The organism is Paraburkholderia xenovorans LB400 (assembly GCF_000013645.1).
GTDB lineage: Bacteria > Pseudomonadota > Gammaproteobacteria > Burkholderiales > Burkholderiaceae > Paraburkholderia > Paraburkholderia xenovorans.
Genome location: NC_007952.1, coordinates 112,263 through 131,687 on the forward strand (window position 1 = coordinate 112,263; position 19,425 = coordinate 131,687).

Below are 19,425 nucleotides of genomic sequence, written 5' to 3' on the forward strand. Positions count from 1 at the left end.
GGAGTCATTGCAATGAAACTTGCCAAGCCATTGTTCGCGCCGCATACGTCGTGGGTGGAGCGCGTCTGGTATTTCGCGCTGCGCGGTCTCGCCGTGCTGACGCTGCTGTATCTCATCTTGCCGGTGCTGGCGATCGTACCGCTGTCGTTTTCGTCGAGCACGTTCCTGGTGTATCCGATTCCGGGCTGGTCGCTGCGCTGGTATCAGAACCTGATTGCATCCGACGAATGGCGCATGGCCGCCAGGAACAGCTTTATCGTCGCGCCTTCGGCGACGGTGGTCGCGACCGTGCTCGGCACGCTGGCGGCAATCGGCCTGACCAAAGCGAATTTCCGCGGCAAAGGGTTGCTCATGGCGATCCTGATTTCGCCGATGATCGTGCCGGTGGTGGTGGTCGGCGTGGGCATGTATCTGTTCTTTGCGCCGCTTGGACTGGCCAATACGTATATCGGCCTGATTCTCGCGCATGCGTCGCTCGGTGTGCCGTTTGTCGTGACCACGGTTGCGGCGACGTTGCAGGGTTTCAACTACAACCTGGTGCGCGCGAGTTTGTCGCTGGGTGCGAATCCGGTGAAGACGTTTTTCCGCATCACGTTGCCGGTCATCGCGCCGGGCGTGATCTCGGGCGCGCTGTTCGCGTTCGCGACTTCATTCGATGAAGTCGTCGTGACCCTGTTCCTCGCGGGCGCGGATCAGACTACGCTGCCCCGGCAGATGTTTACCGGCATTCGGGAAAACATCAGCCCGACCATCGCCGCGCTGGCGACCATTCTGATTATCTTTTCGACCAGCCTGTTGCTGGCGCTCGAGTGGCTGCGTGGGCGAAATGCAGCACGGGCGGTCAGGGCTTGATTGCATGCAGTGCAATCGGAAGACCGCCCTTATTCGAGATGCATCATAAACAGCAAATTGTCGGTGTTATTCTAAGATTGTTCCCATTCCCTGCGTATCTGCGTCTCTTCATACTCGTAGGCGTCGATAAGAAGATGCGCTCGTCGCAGAGAATCAATGAAACACCAGCTAACGGTGCTTGTGTGCGCGCTGGCCTTGACGGCCTGCGCGGACCACGCCGCGCGTGAACGACTCGGCATCGAAGATGCCACATTGCTGAAAACCGGTTTCGGCGCTACGCAGGACGAAGCCGCAGGCGCGGTCAACGCGCAATGGGTCAGCACCTACGCACCCATCGCAAGCAGTAATACGGCGCTGGCCGGCCTGCAGACGCGGCTCGACCGCCTGCCGGGCGATAAGAACAGCTATTTTTACGCCAAAGCACAATGCTGGATCAATGCCGCCCAACAGGCGCGGCAAGCTAATGACCGTTGGGGATTCGTCGAGGAGGCAATCGGCCAGGCGGCCACCATCACAATAGGCCTCGAGAACGGCGCGCCGCTATCCGCTGCCAATCCCGCACTGCGCACCGTATCCACGGTGCGCCCCGATCTGTGGAAGATCGTCAATACCATCAAGGCGGATCCTGCGGTTGCTCAATGCCCGCAGGCACAGCAGCCGCTCGCGTGCGCCGAAGTCGAACTCGCGCAAGCCGGGCATGATGCATGGCGCCGCAGCTTCACCAACGCCGAGAAACGCTTGCCCGAGGTGCAGGACAACTTGCGCCAGTCGGCGCAAAGAGCGCTGCAATGCAAGCAGGCGCTTCAGGCGCCCGCATCCATGTCCGCGCCAGAGCAAGGTTCTGTTGCCAAACCGCAGCAAAAGATCACGCTGAAGGCCGATTCCCTTTTCCGTTTCAACGGCGGCGACGAAGCCGCCATGCTGCCCGCCGGCAAGCGCCAGCTCGACGACGTGGCAACAGGTCTGAACAACGCTCCCGCGCTGCATGAACTGAAGATCACCGGCTACGCCGACCGCCTCGGCGACAAGTCATACAACCTCGGTTTGTCCATGCAGCGTGCACGGACGGTCGAGCGATATCTACGAGCGCATGGCGTGAGCGTGCCGATCACTGCGCAAGGCAGAGGCAGCGCGAATCCGCTGGTCGACTGCCGCCGAACAAAGCGCGATGCCCTGGTGAAATGCCTCGCGCCGAATCGCCGCGTCGAGATCGAACTTGTCGCGGCGCGTTCCTAGTGTGTCCTTGCATCTAACACGATCCTGCGTTCCGGCGCGCGAACAAGAGCGCGCAGAAGGTCGATCGTTTCGACAAGTCCGTGTCGTACCACCATTCGCCACGGGCCATTGTGCCGCACACATTCGTGCGTCCTCAAGCTTGGCGCTGACATCAATCGGCGTCTTAACGCGTGTGTTCAGAAGGAATAAGAAATATGTCAACTATTCTGGTTATCGACGACCATCCGGCGTTTCGCATGGTCATCAAAATGCAACTCATGCAATTGCTTGGCGTGGAAGAGGTGATCGAAGCCGATAACGGCCAGACCGCAGTGGAAATGGCCCGGGTGCACACCCCGGAACTCGCCATACTGGATCTCGATATTCCGCGCATTAGTGGACTCGATGTGATCCCCCGCCTCAGGCTCGTTCATCCGCCCATTCGGGTGATGGTGCTGTCGGGCCACGACCCGGCCACGTTCGCGCCGCGCGCGATGCGCTCGGGCGTCCACGGTTTCGTCGGCAAGTCGCAGGAAATGAAAGAGATCATGCGCGGCGTGGAGGCGGTGCTGGCCGGCTATACCGTGTTCCCTGTGACGGCCAATGGGTCCGGCATGGTGGCCGCTGTCGGCGCGGGAGGAGAAGAGCAGAGAATCGGACTGCTGTCGGACAAAGAACTCGTGATTCTGCAGATGCTGTCGAAGGGCATGTCGAACAAGGCGATTGGAGACGCCCTGTTCATCAGCAATAAAACCGTCAGCAGCCACAAAACACGCATCATGCAGAAGCTCGCTGTCAAATCACTCGTTGAGCTGATCGATCTGGCGAGGCGTTGCCGGATCGCCTCCGTGCAATGAAGCCCGTTGGCGCGACGAAGCAGGCCGGGTTTGCCGGCGACCCTCATCTGCTTCAGCAGAAAGCACTGGAACTAGCGGGCGGCGACCACGTTACCGCCCGGCGTCTGCTCGAGATGATTGCGCAAACCGATCGAACGGCACTCGCCGCGTTGCGCGACAGTTTCCGGACCGCTTCGTGGGATGGCGTGGGCAGCGCGGCGCATCGCATCGCGGGATCGGCGCGCATGCTGGAATGCCACGAGGTGTTCGCGCTGCTGACGCGACTGGAAGCGGCGGCGCGTGGGCGCGATATCGTACTCGCAACGGCACTTCTGCCGCATGTGGCCGACGCGCTCGGGGAGCTCGGTGCATCGATCGGGAAGGCGCTGACCAGTACCGACTAGCCTGGACCCGCGAGTGTTTCGTCGCCGGGTTGCGCTCAGTCCACGCCGCCGGAGCCGACTAGCAGAAACCGATCGTGGACGCCGTTCGGAACTGCTTGCACCGACGCCGTAGCCGGGAAAGAAGCTGCATCCCGATACCACCGGTATCGCGCGATGACCTTGGGTACATAGTTCAGGGTTTCCGCATACGGCGGTATCTGACCACCGTATTTCTGGACGGCACCTTCGCCGGCGTTATAGGCCGCGAGAGCAAGCGGAAGCCCGCCGAACTGGCGCATGAGCGCTTTCAGATAGCGCGCGCCCGCCGCGACGTTCTGGCGCGGATCGAACAGATCGGACGCGCCGTGCCGCGCACCCGTGTCGGGCATCAACTGCATGAGGCCGGTCGCGCCTTTGGGCGACACGGCTTGCGGATTGCCTCCGGACTCCACATCGATCACCGCCATCAGCAGCGCGCTGTCCACATCGGCGACGCGGGCGGCCTCGTTGATGATCGGCGAGAGCGCCATGACACGCGATGCGACCGAGGCGGACGTTTGCCGCACCACGTCGTTCAATGCCAGGCCGCCCGACTGGATCACGACGGACTGCCGGCCGGCGTCGCCGGCTGCCGCAAGAGGCGCCACCGGCGCCGCGCGCGCCGGCAGCACGGCGGTATCACCACCGCTCGTCATTCCCCCAATCATCATGACCACGCCTCGCGAACGGCGTTGGCGTGCATGGGTGGCGTCGGCGGCCCGAGCGTCGAGCGATACATAGGCACTTGTCGCGATCAGGACGCCGGGCAGCAGTGTCCGCACCGAGGCCATGCAATACCGCGTTGCCACGGCACCTGCCAGCACAGCCAGTCCGCCTTTAACGCCACGCGACATCAATTGCCTGTCGGGTTCGGCGAGTCGTTCAAGGCTGAAGCCCTGAGCGGCGACTGCATGCGCACCATCGCCTCCGAATCCAGCGAGATTGGCCAGTGGCCGGTCGCGATACCGTCCGCGAGTTTGACCTTGCAGAGATAGTCGCCATTTTTCGGATCGCCGTACGGGTCCTGAGTCACGTTGGCCGGCTCGCGAGTCAGAATGCCGCCTGTACCGATAGCGCCGATAACGTTGGCGGCGTAATAGATCACCTTGTTCACCAGCGGCACGTACATGTCGTAGCAGTAGTGCACGTGGATCTTCAGCAGGTTGGCGTCCTGAATGTTCATGCGCGACATTGCACCCGGTGGCACAGAGGAATCGCGATACATCAGCGAGTCGTTGGGTATTTCCGAATAGGTTGCCGCCTGGTCCGCGTAGTAACGGGGCCGCGAATAGTCCTGAATGGCCGCCGGGGTAGGATTGAGGACGGTGATGCTGCTGAATCTGGCCGCGTCGGTTTGAGCGCTGGCGAGCGCCGCTGCGACGCCCTCGGCATTTGCCTGATGCGCGTAAAGAGGTGCGAGTCCGCGTGCGAGCCCGTTGCGCATCGACTGCATCGAGCCGTGATTGACCGCGCCTTCGCGGGCGGCCTCCAGTGCGGCCACATCCAGGGTCGACTTTGCCTGATACAGCAACACGAACTGCAGGATGCCAAAACAGACGAACAGCAGCACGGGCGCGATGATGATGAACTCTGTCATCGACTGACCCGACTGCGAGGTCCTGCGTGCGTTGCCGGTCAGTCTCGTGCGGCGGCTCGGAATTTGCTGCAATTTCAGATCGGGAGGGTTCACGAGGTTGCCTCGAAAACAAGGGAATCGCCGACAGCCAGTCCATGCCGGCGCGCCGAGTGGGCCGGCATCTCCAGGGTGTGGGTTGCGCGCAGGCTGAACAACATGCGCCGCCTGGGTACGTCGTGATGGATCGCGACAACGCGTTGCCGCCGGTCGAGAAACAGCACGTCGATGGCAAAGCGCATGCCGAACGTGTGGACCGATCCGCAGCGATCGAGCAGCAGTGCTTCGCCGGACGCCAGCGCGGCGCGGCCCAGCAGACCGCGCATGCATTCCCGCGCGGTTTCGGTGATCGACACTTCCACGCCGATGTCGTGCCCACGAACGTGAAGGCGCGCCCGCTTCACAGCAAACCCTCCTGCACGAATTTCATCGCAATCGGGAATCCCAGCACGATAAAGGTGATCGGGAAGATAAAGAACAGAAGCGGGAACACGAGTTTCACCGGCGCTTCCATTGCCTGCTTCTCGGCACGCTGGAAACGTTCCGAGCGGCGCTGTTCGGACTGAAAGCGCAACGACTTCGCCAGTCCCGAACCCATGCGTTCCGCCTGAACAACTGTGCCCACCAGATTCGTGACCTCCTTGATGCGCAGCCGGTCGTCGAGGCGGCGCAGTGCTTCCGTGCGGTTCAACCCGGACTTGAGATCGCGTAGCACGTGTTCGAGCTCCCGGCGCAACGGACCCTCCGGGCCTTTTTCAACGGCCTTCTGAATCGCACCGTTGATATTCAGGCCGGCTTCGACGGCGAGCGTCAGAAAGTCGAGATAGATCGGCAGATGCCTGAGAATCTGAGCGACGCGGCGGCGGCGCACATCACGTGTCCAGATGCGCGGATAGAAGTAGCCGAGTGCGGCGACGAGGATCAATATCAGCACCGAAAACATGCCAAGCGCCAGCATGAGCAACAGCGTAACGAGCGAAGCGAGAATCGAAGCGATGATGGACAAGGCGATGAACTGACGCGCGTTCATCAGGAACGTGAGCGAGGTCAGCCGCAATTGCAGATCGGTCTTTTCCACCAGCTTCGCGCTAAACGAGTTGCCGAAATGGTGAACCACGAAATTGACGAGCGGCCACAGCGGCCGGAGCGACTTCGGCAAGGGGTCGAGGAAGAGACGGTCCTCCTCGGGCACGGCACCGGCGAGACCGTTGAGCGACCGGTAGCCGACGGCGATGAATGCGATCAGGCCGAAGCTGACCAGAAAGGCAATGAATAGCAGCATAGGTCACACGTCGATGTTGGTGATCCTGGAAATCCAGAAGTAGCCGAGGCACTCCATCACGCCGATGACCGCCAGCGTGGCCCAGCCCACCGGCTCGCTGAAAAGCGGCGCCATTGCCTTGGCTTCCATGAAACGCAGTACGAGCATCAGAAAGAGCGGCAGACAGGTCATCACGATGCCCTGCATGCGGCCTTGTGATGTCAACGCCCTGATCTTGCCTTCCATCTGCAGCTTTTCGCGCAAGGTGCGCGCAACGGACTCGAGCGCTTCGGCCAGATTGCCGCCCACTTCGCGCGCGATCGTGACGGCCGCGGTCATCATCAGCAGGTCGGGAATCGGAATGCGTTTTTCGACGTTTCGCATGGCGATGTCCAGATCGATGCCGAGGCGGATTTCACGCATCAACAGGTCGAATTCCTGTGAGATGGGTGGCGCGGTCTCGTAGACGACAGCTTCGAGCGCCGCGGGAAAGCTTGCGCCGGCGCGCAATGCGCCGGACATCATCAGCAACGCGTCCGGCAACTGTTTCTCCAGCGCCTCGATGCGCTTCTTGCGCATGCGCTTGAGGTATTTCTTCGGCAGCATCATGGCGATCGGCACGGATGCCAGCGCGAACAGAATGCTGTGGCTGAACAGAAAGACGATGACCGGCAAGCCGACCATGACAACCATGCTCCACGCCGCGGCCTTCTGGCGGTTGACGAACACGAAGGCGTCGGCGAGCGACGATTCGATTTCGCCCGCCATCTGGCGCGAGCCGGCCCTGAGCGTGGAGGTGCCCATGCGCGAGAGCAGAAAGATCAGGAACAGGCTGCCAAAGAATGCCAGCGCGAGAATAAGGGGAAGACTCATGACCGGCCGCCCTTATTCGATGCGCGTGAAGATGTCGGTATTCACCGGAATGCGCCTGCGAATCAACTCCTGATAGAAATCGGGCACATAGGCGGTGGGGACGAACTTGCCCTGAATCTTGCCGTGCTCGCTGAAACCTTCTTCCTTGAAGACGAAAACGTCTTGCAGCGTGATCACACCCGATTCCATGCCGCTCACTTCGGTGACGTGCGTGACGCGGCGCGAGCCGCAGGAAAAGCGCGATTGCTGCACGATGAGGTCGACCGCAGAGCAGATCTGTTCGCGAATGGCCTGCACCGGAAGATCGAGACCCGCCATGAGCGTCATCACTTCGAGCCGCGCGATACAGTCGCGCGGCGTGTTGGCGTGCGCCGTGGTGAGCGAGCCGTCGTGGCCCGTGTTCATGGCCTGCAACATGTCCAGCGCCTCGCCGCCGCGGCACTCGCCGATCACGATCCGGTCCGGCCGCATCCGCAGGCAGTTTTTTACGAGGTCGCGTATGTGTATGGCGCCTTTGCCCTCCATGTTGGCCGGGCGCGCTTCGAGCGAGACGAGGTTCGGCTGCGACAGTTGAAGTTCGGCGGCGTCTTCCACGGTGACGATGCGCTCGTCGTCGGGAATGTAGCTCGACAGCACGTTCAGCAAGGTAGTCTTGCCCGAACCCGTGCCACCCGAGATGACGATGTTGGCCCCTTCCTTGACCGCCGTGTGAAGGAACTCCAGCATGTCCGGCGACATTGAGCCGAACCTGATCAGGTCTTCGCCGCCGAGTTTCTGCCTGGAGAATTTCCGGATCGTGATGCTGGGGCCTTTCAGCGCGAGCGGGGGAATCACGGCGTTCACCCGCGAGCCGTCGGACAGACGGGCGTCGACCATCGGCGAGCTTTCGTCGATACGGCGGCCGATAGGCGCAACGATTCGCTCGATGGCGCCGAGCACCGCGCGGTCGTCGGTGAAGATCACGGGCGAACGGGTGAGCTGACCGTTCTGCTCGATGAAAATTTCGTTGTGGCAATTGACCATGATTTCCGACACCGTCGGATCCGCGATCAGCTCTTCGAGCGGTCCGAGTCCGATGATTTCGTCGAACACGCTTTTCTTCAGCGCGCTGAGCGGAATGTCGGCAGTGTGGAAGCTGGCGTCGTGATTCAGAATGTCGTCGAGCGCGGCGCTGACAGTCTTGCGCAGTTCGTCCTCCTCCATGCGCGCAACATTCAGACGACGCAGGTCGAGTGCCGCGATCACCTTCATATGCGCCTGTTTGCGCAGTTCGATACCGAGCGGGCTGTTGATCGGCGCGACAGGCAACGGCGCCGCGGCGGTTTTTTTCACCTGGGGGGGCGGCGTGCGCGGCGGCACTTCGGCCGCGCGCTGGGTTGGCATGGCGATGCTCTCGTGCCGTGCCGGCGCGTAGTGGCCGGCAGGCGCTGCATTGCGCTCGACCGCAGGTGGGTGGAACGGCTCCGGCATTGGTTGCACCTGAGCCGCAACGGCAAACGAAGGCTCAATGTGCGCGGACGCAGGGGCTTGCAGCGGCCGCGCAACTGGCGTCGCAGCGTGGCCGGCATGCGCCGTTTCAGACGACGGCTGGGCCGCCTGCTGTCCATGCTGTGCATCCTGAGGCTGCGGCTGGGCGGCGACTGCGGCACGAACGATTCTGATCGTGGTCACGCCGACTTCGATCTGGTCTGCCTCGGTCAACGGGCCATAGCGGGTGATCGCCGTACCGTTGACAAGCGTGGCCGCAATGCCACCCTGGTCCTCGATGTAATAGGCGTTGTGTTCTCTGACAATGCGCGCCTGCAGCTTGCCGATCAGCAGGCCCTTGACAATCACGTCGCAGCTCGCGTCCTTGCCGATCGTACAGCCCTGTTCGACCTGAAGTGTGCGAACGGGCGCATTGCGCGCGTGTACCTGAAGATTGAGCATGGTGCTTCTCCGCTGGAGTCCGTTCAGTTGTTCGACGTGCCGAGCACGCCGATTTGCTGCTGCGGCACCTTGCCGTTCGAAGCGGGTTGCATCGGGTCATGAGCCGGCATGGCTTGCGCATGCTGCGGGTCGTTCAGCATGCGCAGCGCCTCGGCGACACCTGCCGGCGGCGTGCTGGCAGGCGGCGGTGATGGCGGCAGTTGCGCCGGCGCGCCGGCGGCCTGCGTCTGGGCCGGCGCTTGAGCGGAAACGGGTGCCGCTGCCTGGGCCGGGATCTGGGCCGGAACATAGGCTGGCGTTTGAACTGACGCCGCGAGTGGGGTCGCCGGACCTTCGGCACCCGCCACAACCGGCGCGCTTGCCTGCGGCTCGGCCGGCACTTGCGGCGTGCTGCGAACCGGCGTGGGAAGCAGCGCAGGCGTCGGCACGATCGGCTGACGCGGCGTGGTGACGTGCTTCGCCTTGTCCTCGTCTGCGACAAGCGGGTCCGTGTTGCCATACTCCTTGCGGAAGTTCTCATCGAGCTTGTCGGCACGCGCGAGCAAATCCGTATTGGGCGAAAGTTCAGGATCCGAAATGACCGGCGTCACGAAAATCACGAGATCGCTTTTCTTCGCGCGGAAGCGGTCCGAGCGGAACAGCTGCCCGATGATCGGCACCTGGCTGAGAAATGGCATGCCATTGGAATCGTTGGCCGCGTCCGCGCTGACCAGTCCGGAAATGGCGAGCGTCTCGCCGGCCCGCATGGAGATGTCCGAACTCGTGTTGCGAGTCAGGAAGCCCGGCATGCCGGCATACGTCACCGATGGGTCGATCTGACTGATCTCCGTGGTGAGATGCGCGGAGATGATGTTGTTCGCATCGACAACCGGAACGATGCTCAGCTTGATGCCGTAGTCCTTGTATTCGATGCTGGTCGTGCCGAGCGCGCCCGACTGCGGAATCGGCACCTGGCCGCCCGCCAGAAAACTCGCCGTGCCGCCGCTCTTCGTATTGAGTTCGGGCGCGGCGAGCACATACGCATCGCCGTTTTCTACCGCGAAGTTGATTTGCGAGGTGATGTTCGAAGCAATGCCGGCGAGAAAGTAGCTCGTGCCGGCCGTGATGGCTTTGGCGGCGCCCGTTGCGACGCTCGCGGCACCGCCGATCTGCGGACCTCTGAATGCGCTGTCCCAGGCAATGCCGAGATTGCGCTGGCCGGTGCGGGTCACTTCCATGATCTGCACCTTGAAGTGGACGGTCTTGCGCAGCGCGTCGCCTTCGTCGAACGTGGTGGTGTCGACCACGTTCTTCATCTCCTGCGTGGCCGCCTTGACGGTGCCCGCCATGTCGCGGTGGATGACGCCGGACAGCACGATATTCGAACCGATCGCGTCGATGCGCAGCCCTGCGACGGACCTGAGCACGGCGCGCAACTGTTCCAGCGAAGCATTGACTTCCGCTTTGGCGATGCGCACCGTGGTTTGCAGCGCAATGCCCTTGTCGTTCCACACCACGAGCGAGGTGATGCCGTCCTGTTCGCCGAGCAGCATCAGGCTGCCGTCGACCACATTCGCGGTGAGCAGCTTGCCGTTGCCGATGGCGATGCGTTTGATGGTGCCGGGAATGTGCAGGATCCGCACTTCGCCACGGAACATTTCGAGCACACGGGTGCTCGCCGACGGGCTGTCCGTGGCCGCGGTGTAAGCGGCATGAGCGGCTTGCGCGGTTTGTGCCAGCGCTGCCGGCGCGGCCTCGCACAACAACATGCCGACGAGGACGGATGGCAGGACCCGGCGGCGCAATGGCGCTGCATTGTTTTTGACTTTCATGGTGTGAAACCTGGGCTCAGTACTTTAGTTCTGCTTCGACGTGCTGGGCGCAGCGGCCTTCTGCAGCTGTCGGGCGATGGCGTTGGCCTGCTCATAGAGGCTCGGTTGACGCTGCGGCGAAGCGGACGCCGATTGACCCGCATCGGCCGGCGCGGGCGCCTGCGGCTCCTGGGCAGGCGCACTGGCCGGGCCTTGAGAGACGATGACGTTGGTGCTATTTGCGCCGCCGCCCGAAATCACTTCGACCGTTTGGGGCGCAGGGCCGGTGCCGCCGGTGACCCGGCCGCGAGCCGGGTCGATGAACACGTCGCTTTCCTGAGCCAGGGACGGGCCGTCCGCCCCTTTGTCTTCCGAGTTGCGCAAGATCAGTCGCAGACCGCCGATCTTCTGTGCAAGCGCGACGCGCGCCACGTCGTCCACCGGAATTTCCAGCGTGACGGTGGTGTAGCCCATGCCCGCCTGCCGGCTCATGGCACTGCTGTTGGCATTGGCCTGGTCCTGCTGGGCGGCCTCGCCTGCGTCGCGCGGGCGCATGTCCTCGCCGGTGGCGAGAACCAGCACGTTCGGCATGACCAGTTGCGCCACTTTCTTTTCGTCGGAGGTGTGGTCTTCGTGGAACACCTTGCCGACCCAGTACACGTCGACGTGATTGCCGGGACGGAGCAGCAGGGCCGTGGCGTTGACCGTGTCGATTTCGACCGTGAGCGCGCGCGTGCCAGGCCGCAGGACGTCTGAAAAGTCGCGGCCGCGCAGCGCGTCGATGTCGCCGGCGCGCAAAGGCAGGCCGCGCCGCACCGGTTTCACGAGATGTGACGAGCGATATTGTTCGAAGTTGTCTGCGCGGATCATGTCGTCGTAGACCAGATCGCCTGCAATCTCGCGGGCAACAAAGTCGCCGCTGGACAGGGGCGTACCCACGGGAACGTCCTGTGCGGGCACGACGACTGTCACGCCCGCGCGCACGCGATGCGCGTCCATGTCCGCCTTGAGTTTCTTCTCGCGGTCGTTGAGGTATTTGTACAGGAGGAATGTCAGGCCGCCTGCAACCAGTACGGCGAGGAACAGCAGTACCCATGAATTCGCGAGGAGCGAGCGGAATTTTATTTTCTTAAGCATGACTGATCGACCGTTGCGGGTCAGGGAAGCGAAAGGGTGAAGCTATAGGCGCTGAAGAACGACTTGAAGCTCGAGAGGAGAGCGGCGACCGGCGCTATGGCGTTGCTGTCCGCCACCACCAGCGCGCCGACGAGAACGGTCGTGACCACGAGATACTCCGCATAGGCCTGGCCGCGCTGCCGGCTGCGTCGCGTCGCAAAGGAAGAAACAAGTTCTGCTTTTGACATTTCAACGGTTCCTGATTGCATTGACGACTGCGGCCGTTCTGCCGCCGTGATCCGAAAAACTGACATCCACACTGTCCGCGCCGTGTTGCATGGCGAATGCAGTGCCTTGCGCGGCGCGGTTGCCGGTGGACTGATAATCCGGTTGGCGGCCGACGTTCACCCAACCTTGCGCGGCGAGACTGTTGCGATATCGCTGTGCATTCCATTGCGGATTTCCCGGCATATCGAGGAGCCAGGTGCGGCCCGTCTGGCCGGGATCGTGGCTTTCGACGTCCGAGAGGATCGCGCTTTCTTCTGGCAGCGGAACGGCGGAATCGGGAATCCGGTGGTCCGCCTGATCGCTGCCGAGGCGCACCACGCTCATGAGCCCACGAGTGTGATCGCCCTCGGGTTGAGGCGGGATACTGAGTATGTACAGGCAGTGATCGTCCAGCGCGCTGAGCAGTAGTCCGGAGGAATTGGTGCGGCCTTTCGCCGGCACGTCTTCGCGAATCCAGAAATCACGAAACGCCCTGGATACGTCTTCAGTCGTTCCGGAGAACTGCATGCCCACCACCGACGTGGGCACGCCGTTCACGATCATGTCGCGCCCGATAGCCTGGACGCTTTGTGGCTGCACGGGTGTTTTGTTGCACGCATTGGCTGCCACCGCGTTGCCGGTGAAAAGCAACGCGCTGCCGAGGCATGCGCCACGCGCCAGGTGATAGGCATATTTCATTGTTTCAGACGGTTTGCGGGTACGACGTCTTGCTGAACGCGGCCAAACTGCAACGACGTGATCTCCGGCGCGTACTTCTGCAAGCCTTGATAGCCGCCTGGCGGAACGAGCACGGCATTGGCGGCCGGCACCGCCTGGCTGAACAGAGCCTTGTTGCTGGCGGAGCCGTCCGGCATCCAGCTGTTGGTCATCAGCACATTGGTGTCCGAGAACGCGAGGCCGCTGAACGCAGGAAGAGCGGCGTCTTTCGGCCAGAATCGCTTGAGCACGTCGCTGTTCCCGCCGACTGACAGGCTGAGCGTGCCGGATCGCATCGTGCTCGTCGGCAAACTCAGGTGGGCGAGATACTGGCCACCGGTTGCAGTGGGTACGGCCCACTGGGAGAGGGCAGTGCCGTTCAGGCTGCTGGCGGGATCGGCGGCCACGCCCGTGCTGACCGCGATATCGGACGACGAGGCGAGCAAGGGATTGCCACCATAGTCGCGCCACATGGCCGGCTGGGAGGCGGGCAGTTCATTCTGTTTGAGATCGGTGCCTGAAATCGGCGAACCGTCGTTTGCCATCAGGCGCTGCATCACTTCGCGCTTGAGTTCGGTATCGAGCTTGCTCGCCGAGAGTGCGGCGCCGCCATATGTGCCCGACCAGCCCTCCGTGGTGCCCGGATCACTGGCGAGATTTTTCGTGGCGTCGCCGTCCGACCACACCGTGCGTTCCCATGCGAGGTAACGCGAGGCCATCAGCGTTCGGTGACGGATGTCGTTGAACTTGCCGAGCATGGCGATGGCGAGCAACAGCACGCTCATGACCAGGGTCATGGAAACGAGGAACTCCACCATAGCCTGACCGGACTGCCCGCTGTTTCTCATGTCGATTCGCTTCATGGTTTCTGCACCTGCGTTGCTGCGGACATCTGGCTTGCTTGTGCGGCAGCGCGCTCTTCGTCGCTGACCGGTGCAAGTCTCGCTTGCCAGTAGGGGCTGAAGAGGCTCGGATACTCGGTGGCGTGATCCGCGCGCGCCCATTGGCTGCCGTTCAGCAAGCCGCCCATGATCGAGCCGCCAATGGAGGTCTCGTCTGGCCGCACAAAATAGGCATTGGCGCTGGAGAGCGCGCGCATTGCCCCGCCTGCCGCATTGTCGGCAACCGCCATTCGCCCGCCGCCCTGCAGGCCTATGGTCTTCACCAGCGTGTCGCTATTGCGCGTGACTTCGATGGTGATGCGTGGCGCCTCGCTGCCAGGGCGGGCGCCGTTGACTTCCTGATAGGGCAGCAAGCCGCCGTTAGCCGGGTCGAGCGAGGGGCCGGGGCCCACGGAGAACTGGTGGGCCATCGCTTCGGGCACTTGCCATCCCGGTGTCAGGCTGCCCTGGTAACCGAAGTTGAAGTAGCCGCCGTAGCCTTGCCAGTCCTGCCACGCGGCGAAGGGCGGATTCGTCATGAAACTGGTGATGTTGCCGTTGGCGCTACCGCCGGAACCGGCTACGTCGCCGAATGTTTCGAGACAACTCACGTTCAGTTGCGCAGTGCTCGCGTCGATGGATTGCCAGCCGGACTTGTCGCTGCGTAATTGGGTACCGCCGGCATGCGTGACGTTCACGGTAAACGTGCTATTCGCGCCGCCGCAGATGCGGATGGCCGTGTCGGTCAATTGCTGGAAGTTGGGCGCGACGCTGCGATTCGAATTGCGGTTCTTGACGAAGCCGTCCAGCGTGCCTGGGGCCGTCACCACATCGGCGAATTCATCCGCTCCGAGCGTGCCCGCGGGAATGACCGTGGCCGTGTAGGAGGTCCACGCCGCGAGCTGCGCCGCGTTGCGCGAGCCGGTGAAATATCCGCTTGTGACGTGCGTGTCGGGCTGATTGAGTTGCGCGACCGTATCCGCGGTGTCAGGGACCGTGGTGATCACCGCCGCATGGTAGTTCGCCTGCGCGACGCTCAATGCACGGTTGAGCGAGCCAATGTTTCTCGCCACGGTTGGCAGCAGTGCGTCCAGCGCTGCGCGCACCGGCGCGATGTCGTTTTTGCCGAGCTGTTTAGGCGTGCTCCATTGAGCCGGGTGATCCGCCAGTGAATCGACCGCTTCGTCGAGTTCCGATAGCGAGTAAGTGGCGTCGAGCTCGTCGATCCACGACTTCAGTGCGACCACCTGCGCGGCGGTGACCTGATTGGCGATCATGGCGCGGTTGGTGTACGCGGAGAAGTTGTAGTCGCGTGCCTGCAGGACGGCGGCGCTATAGGCGGCGGCGTCGGCAGTGTTCTGAAGTTTGATTTTGGCACTCGTCATCTGGAACGAGTTGAATGCCACATACAGACCGATACAGCCGGCCAGAAGAAAAATCAGTGCAGGGACCAGCGCCTGCCCGCTAGCGCCGGCGACCCTGACCCTGCCCTTGCGGGCAGAGCGTTTCATTATGGATATCGCTAATCTGAAGAGATTAGTTGCCCGTGTTGTTGCTGTCGTTATACGTACCCATGTTCTTCGTGTGGTTGGCGTTGCTCGTTGCCGTGTTCGCGTTGGTCTGCGCCGTCGAGATATTGCTCTTGGCGTCCTGACCGGACATTTCGATCGCGAGGCCGGAGGTCTGGTTACGCAGCGTCTGGCCGAACAGCGAATACACGCCGATTGCCGACACGGCGATCAGGGCGACGATGATGATGTATTCGGTCATGCCTTGACCGAGTTGCTTATTTTTGCGACGGATTTGAGAAATTTTCATAGTCTCTTACTTGAAAAAAGGTTAAGTGGACGATCTGGTAGTGCCTGGACACGACTTTGCGACCTCTCGTGTCTTGAACAGAAATAAAAAACGCAACCCACCGTTCAAAACCCACGGGCAATGGTGTCGGGCGGAGTATAAGAATCTGTTGACTTCTTAGGGTTGCGAAGTTTATGAGGATCAACGGCGCAATTCCGCATGCGACGCCGCGTATCGGGAGGTGGGTTTGAACCCGCATATCGGGTCGGGTTTCTGCGCGTATGCAAATGCAGGCCTCTATAGCTGCCTTTCTGTCGCGGCGGCGCCACAGAAGTACCGGCAGATGGCTCGGTGTTCAGGCAGCGGAGCTAGCGCAGATTCAAGCTGGCTGCGGCACCTGGATGGGCTATGACTTATCTTGCGTTAATTCGGAAAATTCCTACCTGCATTTCGCGTGCTCTGATTTTTGGGTAAGCGGATTAAATGGTTGATCTTACCTTTGCATGAGAGTGAGACAGACCGGCATCTCATCGGATTATCTGGTTGATGCTTCACCTACTGCTGGTGCATGTTTCCTTCGCTAATTCCAGCAAGAACCCCACACGCCTCAACTTCCCGGTCATCGTTGCAACTCGCTCTCAGTGAAACGAGTTGTTTCTCAAGCGCTTGCAGAGCGGTTATCTGCGACCGCACATGAGAGATGTGATCATCGAGCAAGGCGTTGACGGCGGCACAAGGCTGATGAGGGTCGTCCTGATAGCTCTGTAGTTCGTGAATCTCAGCCAGTGACAGGCCCAGGATTCTGCAGCGACGGATGAAGGCCAGCCCCTCACCATGCTTCTCGGTATAGACACGGTAACCGTTGTCCTGCCGATCAGGCGGCGGCAACAAGCCCTGCTGTTCATAGAAGCGGATCGTCTGTGTTTCGACCCCTACCAACTGCGCCAACTGACCAATGCGCATCAGCCTCCTCCCCAACGGATTCTTTACTCTATTGACCTTATAGTAGCTTTATAGTTTTAAATGGTACCACAACATTGTTCAAGTGGAGTCGTATCATGAGCAAATCCTGTGGTGGCGCCTGTGGCGGTGATGCAACGTCCGCAGCGGATACCGATATACAGGCCTCCTCCGAGGCGCCAGGGAGATGGGTCAGTGTTTATGCCGTGCCGAAGATGGACTGTCCATCAGAAGAACGAATGATTCGCCTAGCCCTGAACGGCTTTGAGGAGATTCGGGCGCTGTCCTTCGACTTGTCGAACCGCCGGCTGAAGGTCGTGCATGACGGCGAGGTCGAGCCCGTCACCTCGAAACTGAAGACCTTGGGGCTAGGCGCCTCGCTTCAGGAAACCGTCGCTGCAAATCCGGAGACCATCAAGGCCGCCGAGTTTTCGGCAGCTTCTGCTAAGCAAGAATCCGGGACCCTGCGCTGGTTGCTCGGCATCAATGCACTTCTGTTCGTGGTGGAAATGACTGCCGGTCTGATCGCCCAGTCCACCGGCCTGATTGGAGAATCCCTGGACAATTTTGCCGATGCGGCGGTGTACGGGCTTGCCCTTTATGCGGTTGGACATAGCGTGAAAATGCAGGTACGTGCCGCGCATCTTGCTGGTGTACTGCAACTGATCTTGGCTGTGGGCGTGCTCGTAGAGGTGGTGAGACGCTTTGTATTCGGTAGTGAGCCTGAATCGCTGGTGATGATGGCTATCGCATTCGTCGCATTGATTGCCAATACCAGTTGTCTGCTGCTCATATCCAAACATCGGGAAGGCGGGGCGCACATGAAGGCAAGCTGGATATTCTCGGCCAACGACGTGGTGATCAACCTGGGGGTCATCACCGCCGGCGCCCTGGTCGCGTGGACCGGTTCCAATTATCCGGATCTGATTATCGGCACCATCGCGGGGGGCATTGTACTTAACGGTGCCAGACGCATTTTGGCGTTGAAGGGTTAAATAATGCTCATTATTGGCAAAAAGCTCTCGCCGTATGCCCTATTGTCCATATCGGGCCTGCTGGCAGCGTCTGATCAGGCTGTAAAGTGGCTGGTGCAGCAATCAATGGCCTATGGCGAGTATGTTTCGGTGACCCCGTTCTTTAACTGGGTGCACCTATGGAACACCGGTGCCGCATTCAGTCTTTTTGCGAATGGTGGAGGCTGGCAGCGCTACTTTTTTATCGGAATCGCGGTAGTGGTCTCGATTTTTCTGATCAAGCTGATCCTTGAAAATCGTCATAAAGGAGAAGCCATCGCTTACAGTCTTATCCTCGGTGGCGCCATGGGCAACCTGATTGACCGGGTCTTTCGCGGCTATGTTGTGGATTCCTTTGATTTCTATTGGCGAGACTGGCATTGGCCGGCCTTCAACCTGGCTGATATTGCAATTGTCCTCGGTGCCTTACTTTTCGTTTCCAGCAGCTTGTTGGGTAAAAAAGCAAACACCAATGCCGAGCCGGATGGATCTGACTGACACCTACGCCTATACAACACCATGACCGAACTTCCCGACAACATCCTTCACCTGCCGCAATACCAAGTACTGGGCTGCAAATCAACCGACGACGAAATGCACTTCCAGGTGGACGTGCCCGATCCCATCGCCTGCGAGGAATGCGGCGTGCAGGGTGAGTTCGTACGGTTCGGCAAGCGTGACGTTCCCTATCGTGATCTGCCCATCCACGGCAAGCGGGTCACTCTCTGGGTGGTCCGCCGCCGATACACCTGCCGGGCCTGCAAGACAACATTCAGGCCCCAGCTACCGGAGATGGTGGACGGATTCCGTATGACACTGCGGCTGCATGAGTACGTGGAGAAGGAATCCTTCAACCACCCCTACACCTTTGTGGCGGCACAGACCGGCCTGGACGAGAAGACGGTGCGCGACATCTTCAACGCCCGCGCCGAGTTCCTGGGGCGCTGGCACCGCTTCGAGACGCCCCGCATCCTGGGCATTGACGAGCTATACCTGAACAAGCGCTACCGCTGCATTCTGACCAACATTGAGGAGCGAACCCTGCTCGACCTGCTGGCCACCCGCCGCCAGGACGTGGTGACCAACTACCTGATGAAGCTGAAAGACCGGCAGAAGGTCGAGATCGTCAGCATGGACATGTGGAACCCCTACCGGGCAGCGGTCAAGGCTGTGCTGCCCCAGGCCCGTATCGTGGTCGATAAGTTCCATGTGGTGCGCATGGCCAACGATGCCCTAGAGAGAGTGCGCAAGGGCCTCAGAAAGGAGCTGAAACCGTCCCAGAGCCGGACTCTCAAGGGAGACCGGAAAATCCTGCTGAAACGCGCTCACGAAGTCTCAGACCGGGAGCGCCTCATCATGGAGACCTGGACAGGCGCGTTCCCGCAACTGCTGGCCGCCTACGAGCACAAGGAGCGCTTCTACGGCATCTGGGACGCCACCACACGGCTCCAGGCAGAAGCCGCCCTGGACGAGTGGATAGCCACCATCCCGAAGGGCCAAAAGGAAGTCTGGAGCGATCTGGTCAGGGCAGTGGGAAACTGGCGCGAAGAGACCATGACCTACTTCGAGACGGACATGCCCGTCACCAACGCTTACACGGAGTCCATCAACCGACTGGCCAAGGACAAGAACCGTGAAGGGCGCGGTTACTCCTTCGAGGTGATGCGGGCACGAATGCTCTACACCACGAAGCACAAGAAGAAGGCACCGACTGCGAAGGTCTCTCCTTTCTACAAGAAAACCATCGGTTACGGACTGCCGGACTTCGCAGAGGAACTCAACTACGGAGTCGATCTATCAACCATCTGAGGGTGGTATCAGATTGATGGGGTGAAGGTGCCCCATCAACCATTAAATCCGTAT

At 61.1% G+C, this 19,425-nt stretch carries 21 protein-coding genes; 7 read left to right on the forward strand and 14 right to left on the reverse strand.

Annotation, left to right across the window (positions count from 1 at the left end):
* Positions 1-12 precede the first annotated feature (12 nt).
* The 4 genes from BXE_RS22555 (at position 13) to BXE_RS22570 (ending at position 3,307) form a co-directional block, all read left to right on the forward strand.
* The gene (locus tag BXE_RS22555; protein WP_011490453.1) at positions 13-852 is read left to right on the forward strand and encodes an ABC transporter permease; all 840 of its coding nucleotides are present in this window, start codon (positions 13-15) and stop codon (positions 850-852) included.
* Positions 853-1,008: 156 nt separating this feature from the next.
* A complete protein-coding gene (locus tag BXE_RS22560) occupies positions 1,009-2,088 on the forward strand; it encodes an OmpA family protein (RefSeq protein WP_011490454.1) in 1,080 nt (359 codons plus the stop codon).
* A 194-nt stretch (positions 2,089-2,282) separates the two neighbouring features.
* Positions 2,283-2,924 carry a response regulator transcription factor gene (locus BXE_RS22565; protein ID WP_011490455.1) on the forward strand — a complete coding sequence of 214 codons (642 nt, stop codon included), beginning with the start codon at positions 2,283-2,285 and terminating at the stop codon, positions 2,922-2,924.
* Positions 2,921-3,307 carry an Hpt domain-containing protein gene (locus BXE_RS22570; RefSeq protein WP_011490456.1) on the forward strand — a complete coding sequence of 129 codons (387 nt, stop codon included), beginning with the start codon at positions 2,921-2,923 and terminating at the stop codon, positions 3,305-3,307. The genes BXE_RS22565 and BXE_RS22570 overlap by 4 nt, the downstream gene beginning before the upstream one ends.
* A gap of 35 nt (positions 3,308-3,342) precedes the next feature.
* Here the strand turns inward: BXE_RS22570 and BXE_RS22575 are convergent, their stop codons facing one another.
* The 14 genes from BXE_RS22575 to cadR all read right to left on the reverse strand — a co-directional run bounded on the left by BXE_RS22575 (position 3,343) and on the right by cadR (position 16,552).
* Positions 3,343-4,179 carry a lytic transglycosylase domain-containing protein gene (locus BXE_RS22575; RefSeq protein ID WP_011490457.1) on the reverse strand — a complete coding sequence of 279 codons (837 nt, stop codon included), beginning with the start codon at positions 4,177-4,179 and terminating at the stop codon, positions 3,343-3,345.
* Positions 4,179-5,015, reverse strand: coding sequence for a TadE/TadG family type IV pilus assembly protein (locus BXE_RS22580; RefSeq protein WP_011490458.1), 837 nt, complete (start codon positions 5,013-5,015; stop codon positions 4,179-4,181). The genes BXE_RS22575 and BXE_RS22580 overlap by 1 nt, the downstream gene beginning before the upstream one ends.
* Positions 5,012-5,362: a DUF192 domain-containing protein gene (locus BXE_RS22585; RefSeq protein WP_011490459.1), complete on the reverse strand. Its 351-nt coding sequence runs from the start codon at positions 5,360-5,362 to the stop codon at positions 5,012-5,014. Before BXE_RS22585 ends, BXE_RS22580 begins: the two co-directional genes overlap by 4 nt.
* Positions 5,359-6,240: a type II secretion system F family protein gene (locus BXE_RS22590; protein WP_011490460.1), complete on the reverse strand. Its 882-nt coding sequence runs from the start codon at positions 6,238-6,240 to the stop codon at positions 5,359-5,361. The genes BXE_RS22585 and BXE_RS22590 overlap by 4 nt, the downstream gene beginning before the upstream one ends.
* A gap of 3 nt (positions 6,241-6,243) precedes the next feature.
* Positions 6,244-7,092: a type II secretion system F family protein gene (locus tag BXE_RS22595; protein ID WP_011490461.1), complete on the reverse strand. Its 849-nt coding sequence runs from the start codon at positions 7,090-7,092 to the stop codon at positions 6,244-6,246.
* Between the two features lie 12 nt (positions 7,093-7,104).
* Entirely contained in the window at positions 7,105-9,021 is a 1,917-nt protein-coding gene (locus tag BXE_RS22600) for an ATPase, T2SS/T4P/T4SS family (RefSeq protein ID WP_011490462.1), read from the reverse strand.
* 23 nt (positions 9,022-9,044) lie between these two features.
* Positions 9,045-10,832, reverse strand: coding sequence for a type II and III secretion system protein family protein (locus BXE_RS22605; RefSeq protein WP_011490463.1), 1,788 nt, complete (start codon positions 10,830-10,832; stop codon positions 9,045-9,047).
* Between the two features lie 24 nt (positions 10,833-10,856).
* Positions 10,857-11,948 (reverse strand): Flp pilus assembly protein CpaB, encoded by a 1,092-nt coding sequence (gene cpaB / locus BXE_RS22610; RefSeq protein WP_011490464.1) that lies wholly within the window; start codon positions 11,946-11,948, stop codon positions 10,857-10,859.
* A 20-nt stretch (positions 11,949-11,968) separates the two neighbouring features.
* Entirely contained in the window at positions 11,969-12,175 is a 207-nt protein-coding gene (locus tag BXE_RS22615) for a hypothetical protein (RefSeq protein ID WP_011490465.1), read from the reverse strand.
* A 1-nt stretch (position 12,176) separates the two neighbouring features.
* On the reverse strand, positions 12,177-12,893 hold the full coding sequence (locus BXE_RS22620) for a hypothetical protein (protein WP_011490466.1): 717 nt from the start codon (positions 12,891-12,893) through the stop codon (positions 12,177-12,179).
* Positions 12,890-13,774, reverse strand: a complete 885-nt coding sequence (locus BXE_RS22625) for a hypothetical protein (protein WP_011490467.1) — start codon at positions 13,772-13,774, stop codon at positions 12,890-12,892. The genes BXE_RS22620 and BXE_RS22625 overlap by 4 nt, the downstream gene beginning before the upstream one ends.
* On the reverse strand, positions 13,771-15,303 hold the full coding sequence (locus BXE_RS22630; RefSeq protein WP_011490468.1) for a pilus assembly protein TadG-related protein: 1,533 nt from the start codon (positions 15,301-15,303) through the stop codon (positions 13,771-13,773). The genes BXE_RS22625 and BXE_RS22630 overlap by 4 nt, the downstream gene beginning before the upstream one ends.
* Positions 15,304-15,328: 25 nt before the next feature.
* Positions 15,329-15,610 carry a Flp family type IVb pilin gene (locus BXE_RS22635; RefSeq protein WP_040124166.1) on the reverse strand — a complete coding sequence of 94 codons (282 nt, stop codon included), beginning with the start codon at positions 15,608-15,610 and terminating at the stop codon, positions 15,329-15,331.
* 534 nt (positions 15,611-16,144) lie between these two features.
* Positions 16,145-16,552, reverse strand: coding sequence for a Cd(II)/Pb(II)-responsive transcriptional regulator (cadR, locus tag BXE_RS22640; protein WP_011487781.1), 408 nt, complete (start codon positions 16,550-16,552; stop codon positions 16,145-16,147).
* 95 nt (positions 16,553-16,647) lie between these two features.
* Between cadR and BXE_RS22645 the strand changes: the two genes are divergently transcribed.
* From BXE_RS22645 to BXE_RS22655, 3 genes are read left to right on the forward strand one after another with little or no spacing between them, the layout of a single operon-like run.
* Positions 16,648-17,544 carry a cation transporter gene (locus BXE_RS22645; protein WP_004574643.1) on the forward strand — a complete coding sequence of 299 codons (897 nt, stop codon included), beginning with the start codon at positions 16,648-16,650 and terminating at the stop codon, positions 17,542-17,544.
* 3 nt (positions 17,545-17,547) lie between these two features.
* Positions 17,548-18,060, forward strand: coding sequence for a signal peptidase II (gene lspA, locus BXE_RS22650; protein ID WP_004863699.1), 513 nt, complete (start codon positions 17,548-17,550; stop codon positions 18,058-18,060).
* A gap of 21 nt (positions 18,061-18,081) precedes the next feature.
* Positions 18,082-19,371 (forward strand): ISL3-like element ISPpu12 family transposase, encoded by a 1,290-nt coding sequence (locus tag BXE_RS22655; protein ID WP_004574636.1) that lies wholly within the window; start codon positions 18,082-18,084, stop codon positions 19,369-19,371.
* Positions 19,372-19,425 lie beyond the last annotated feature (54 nt).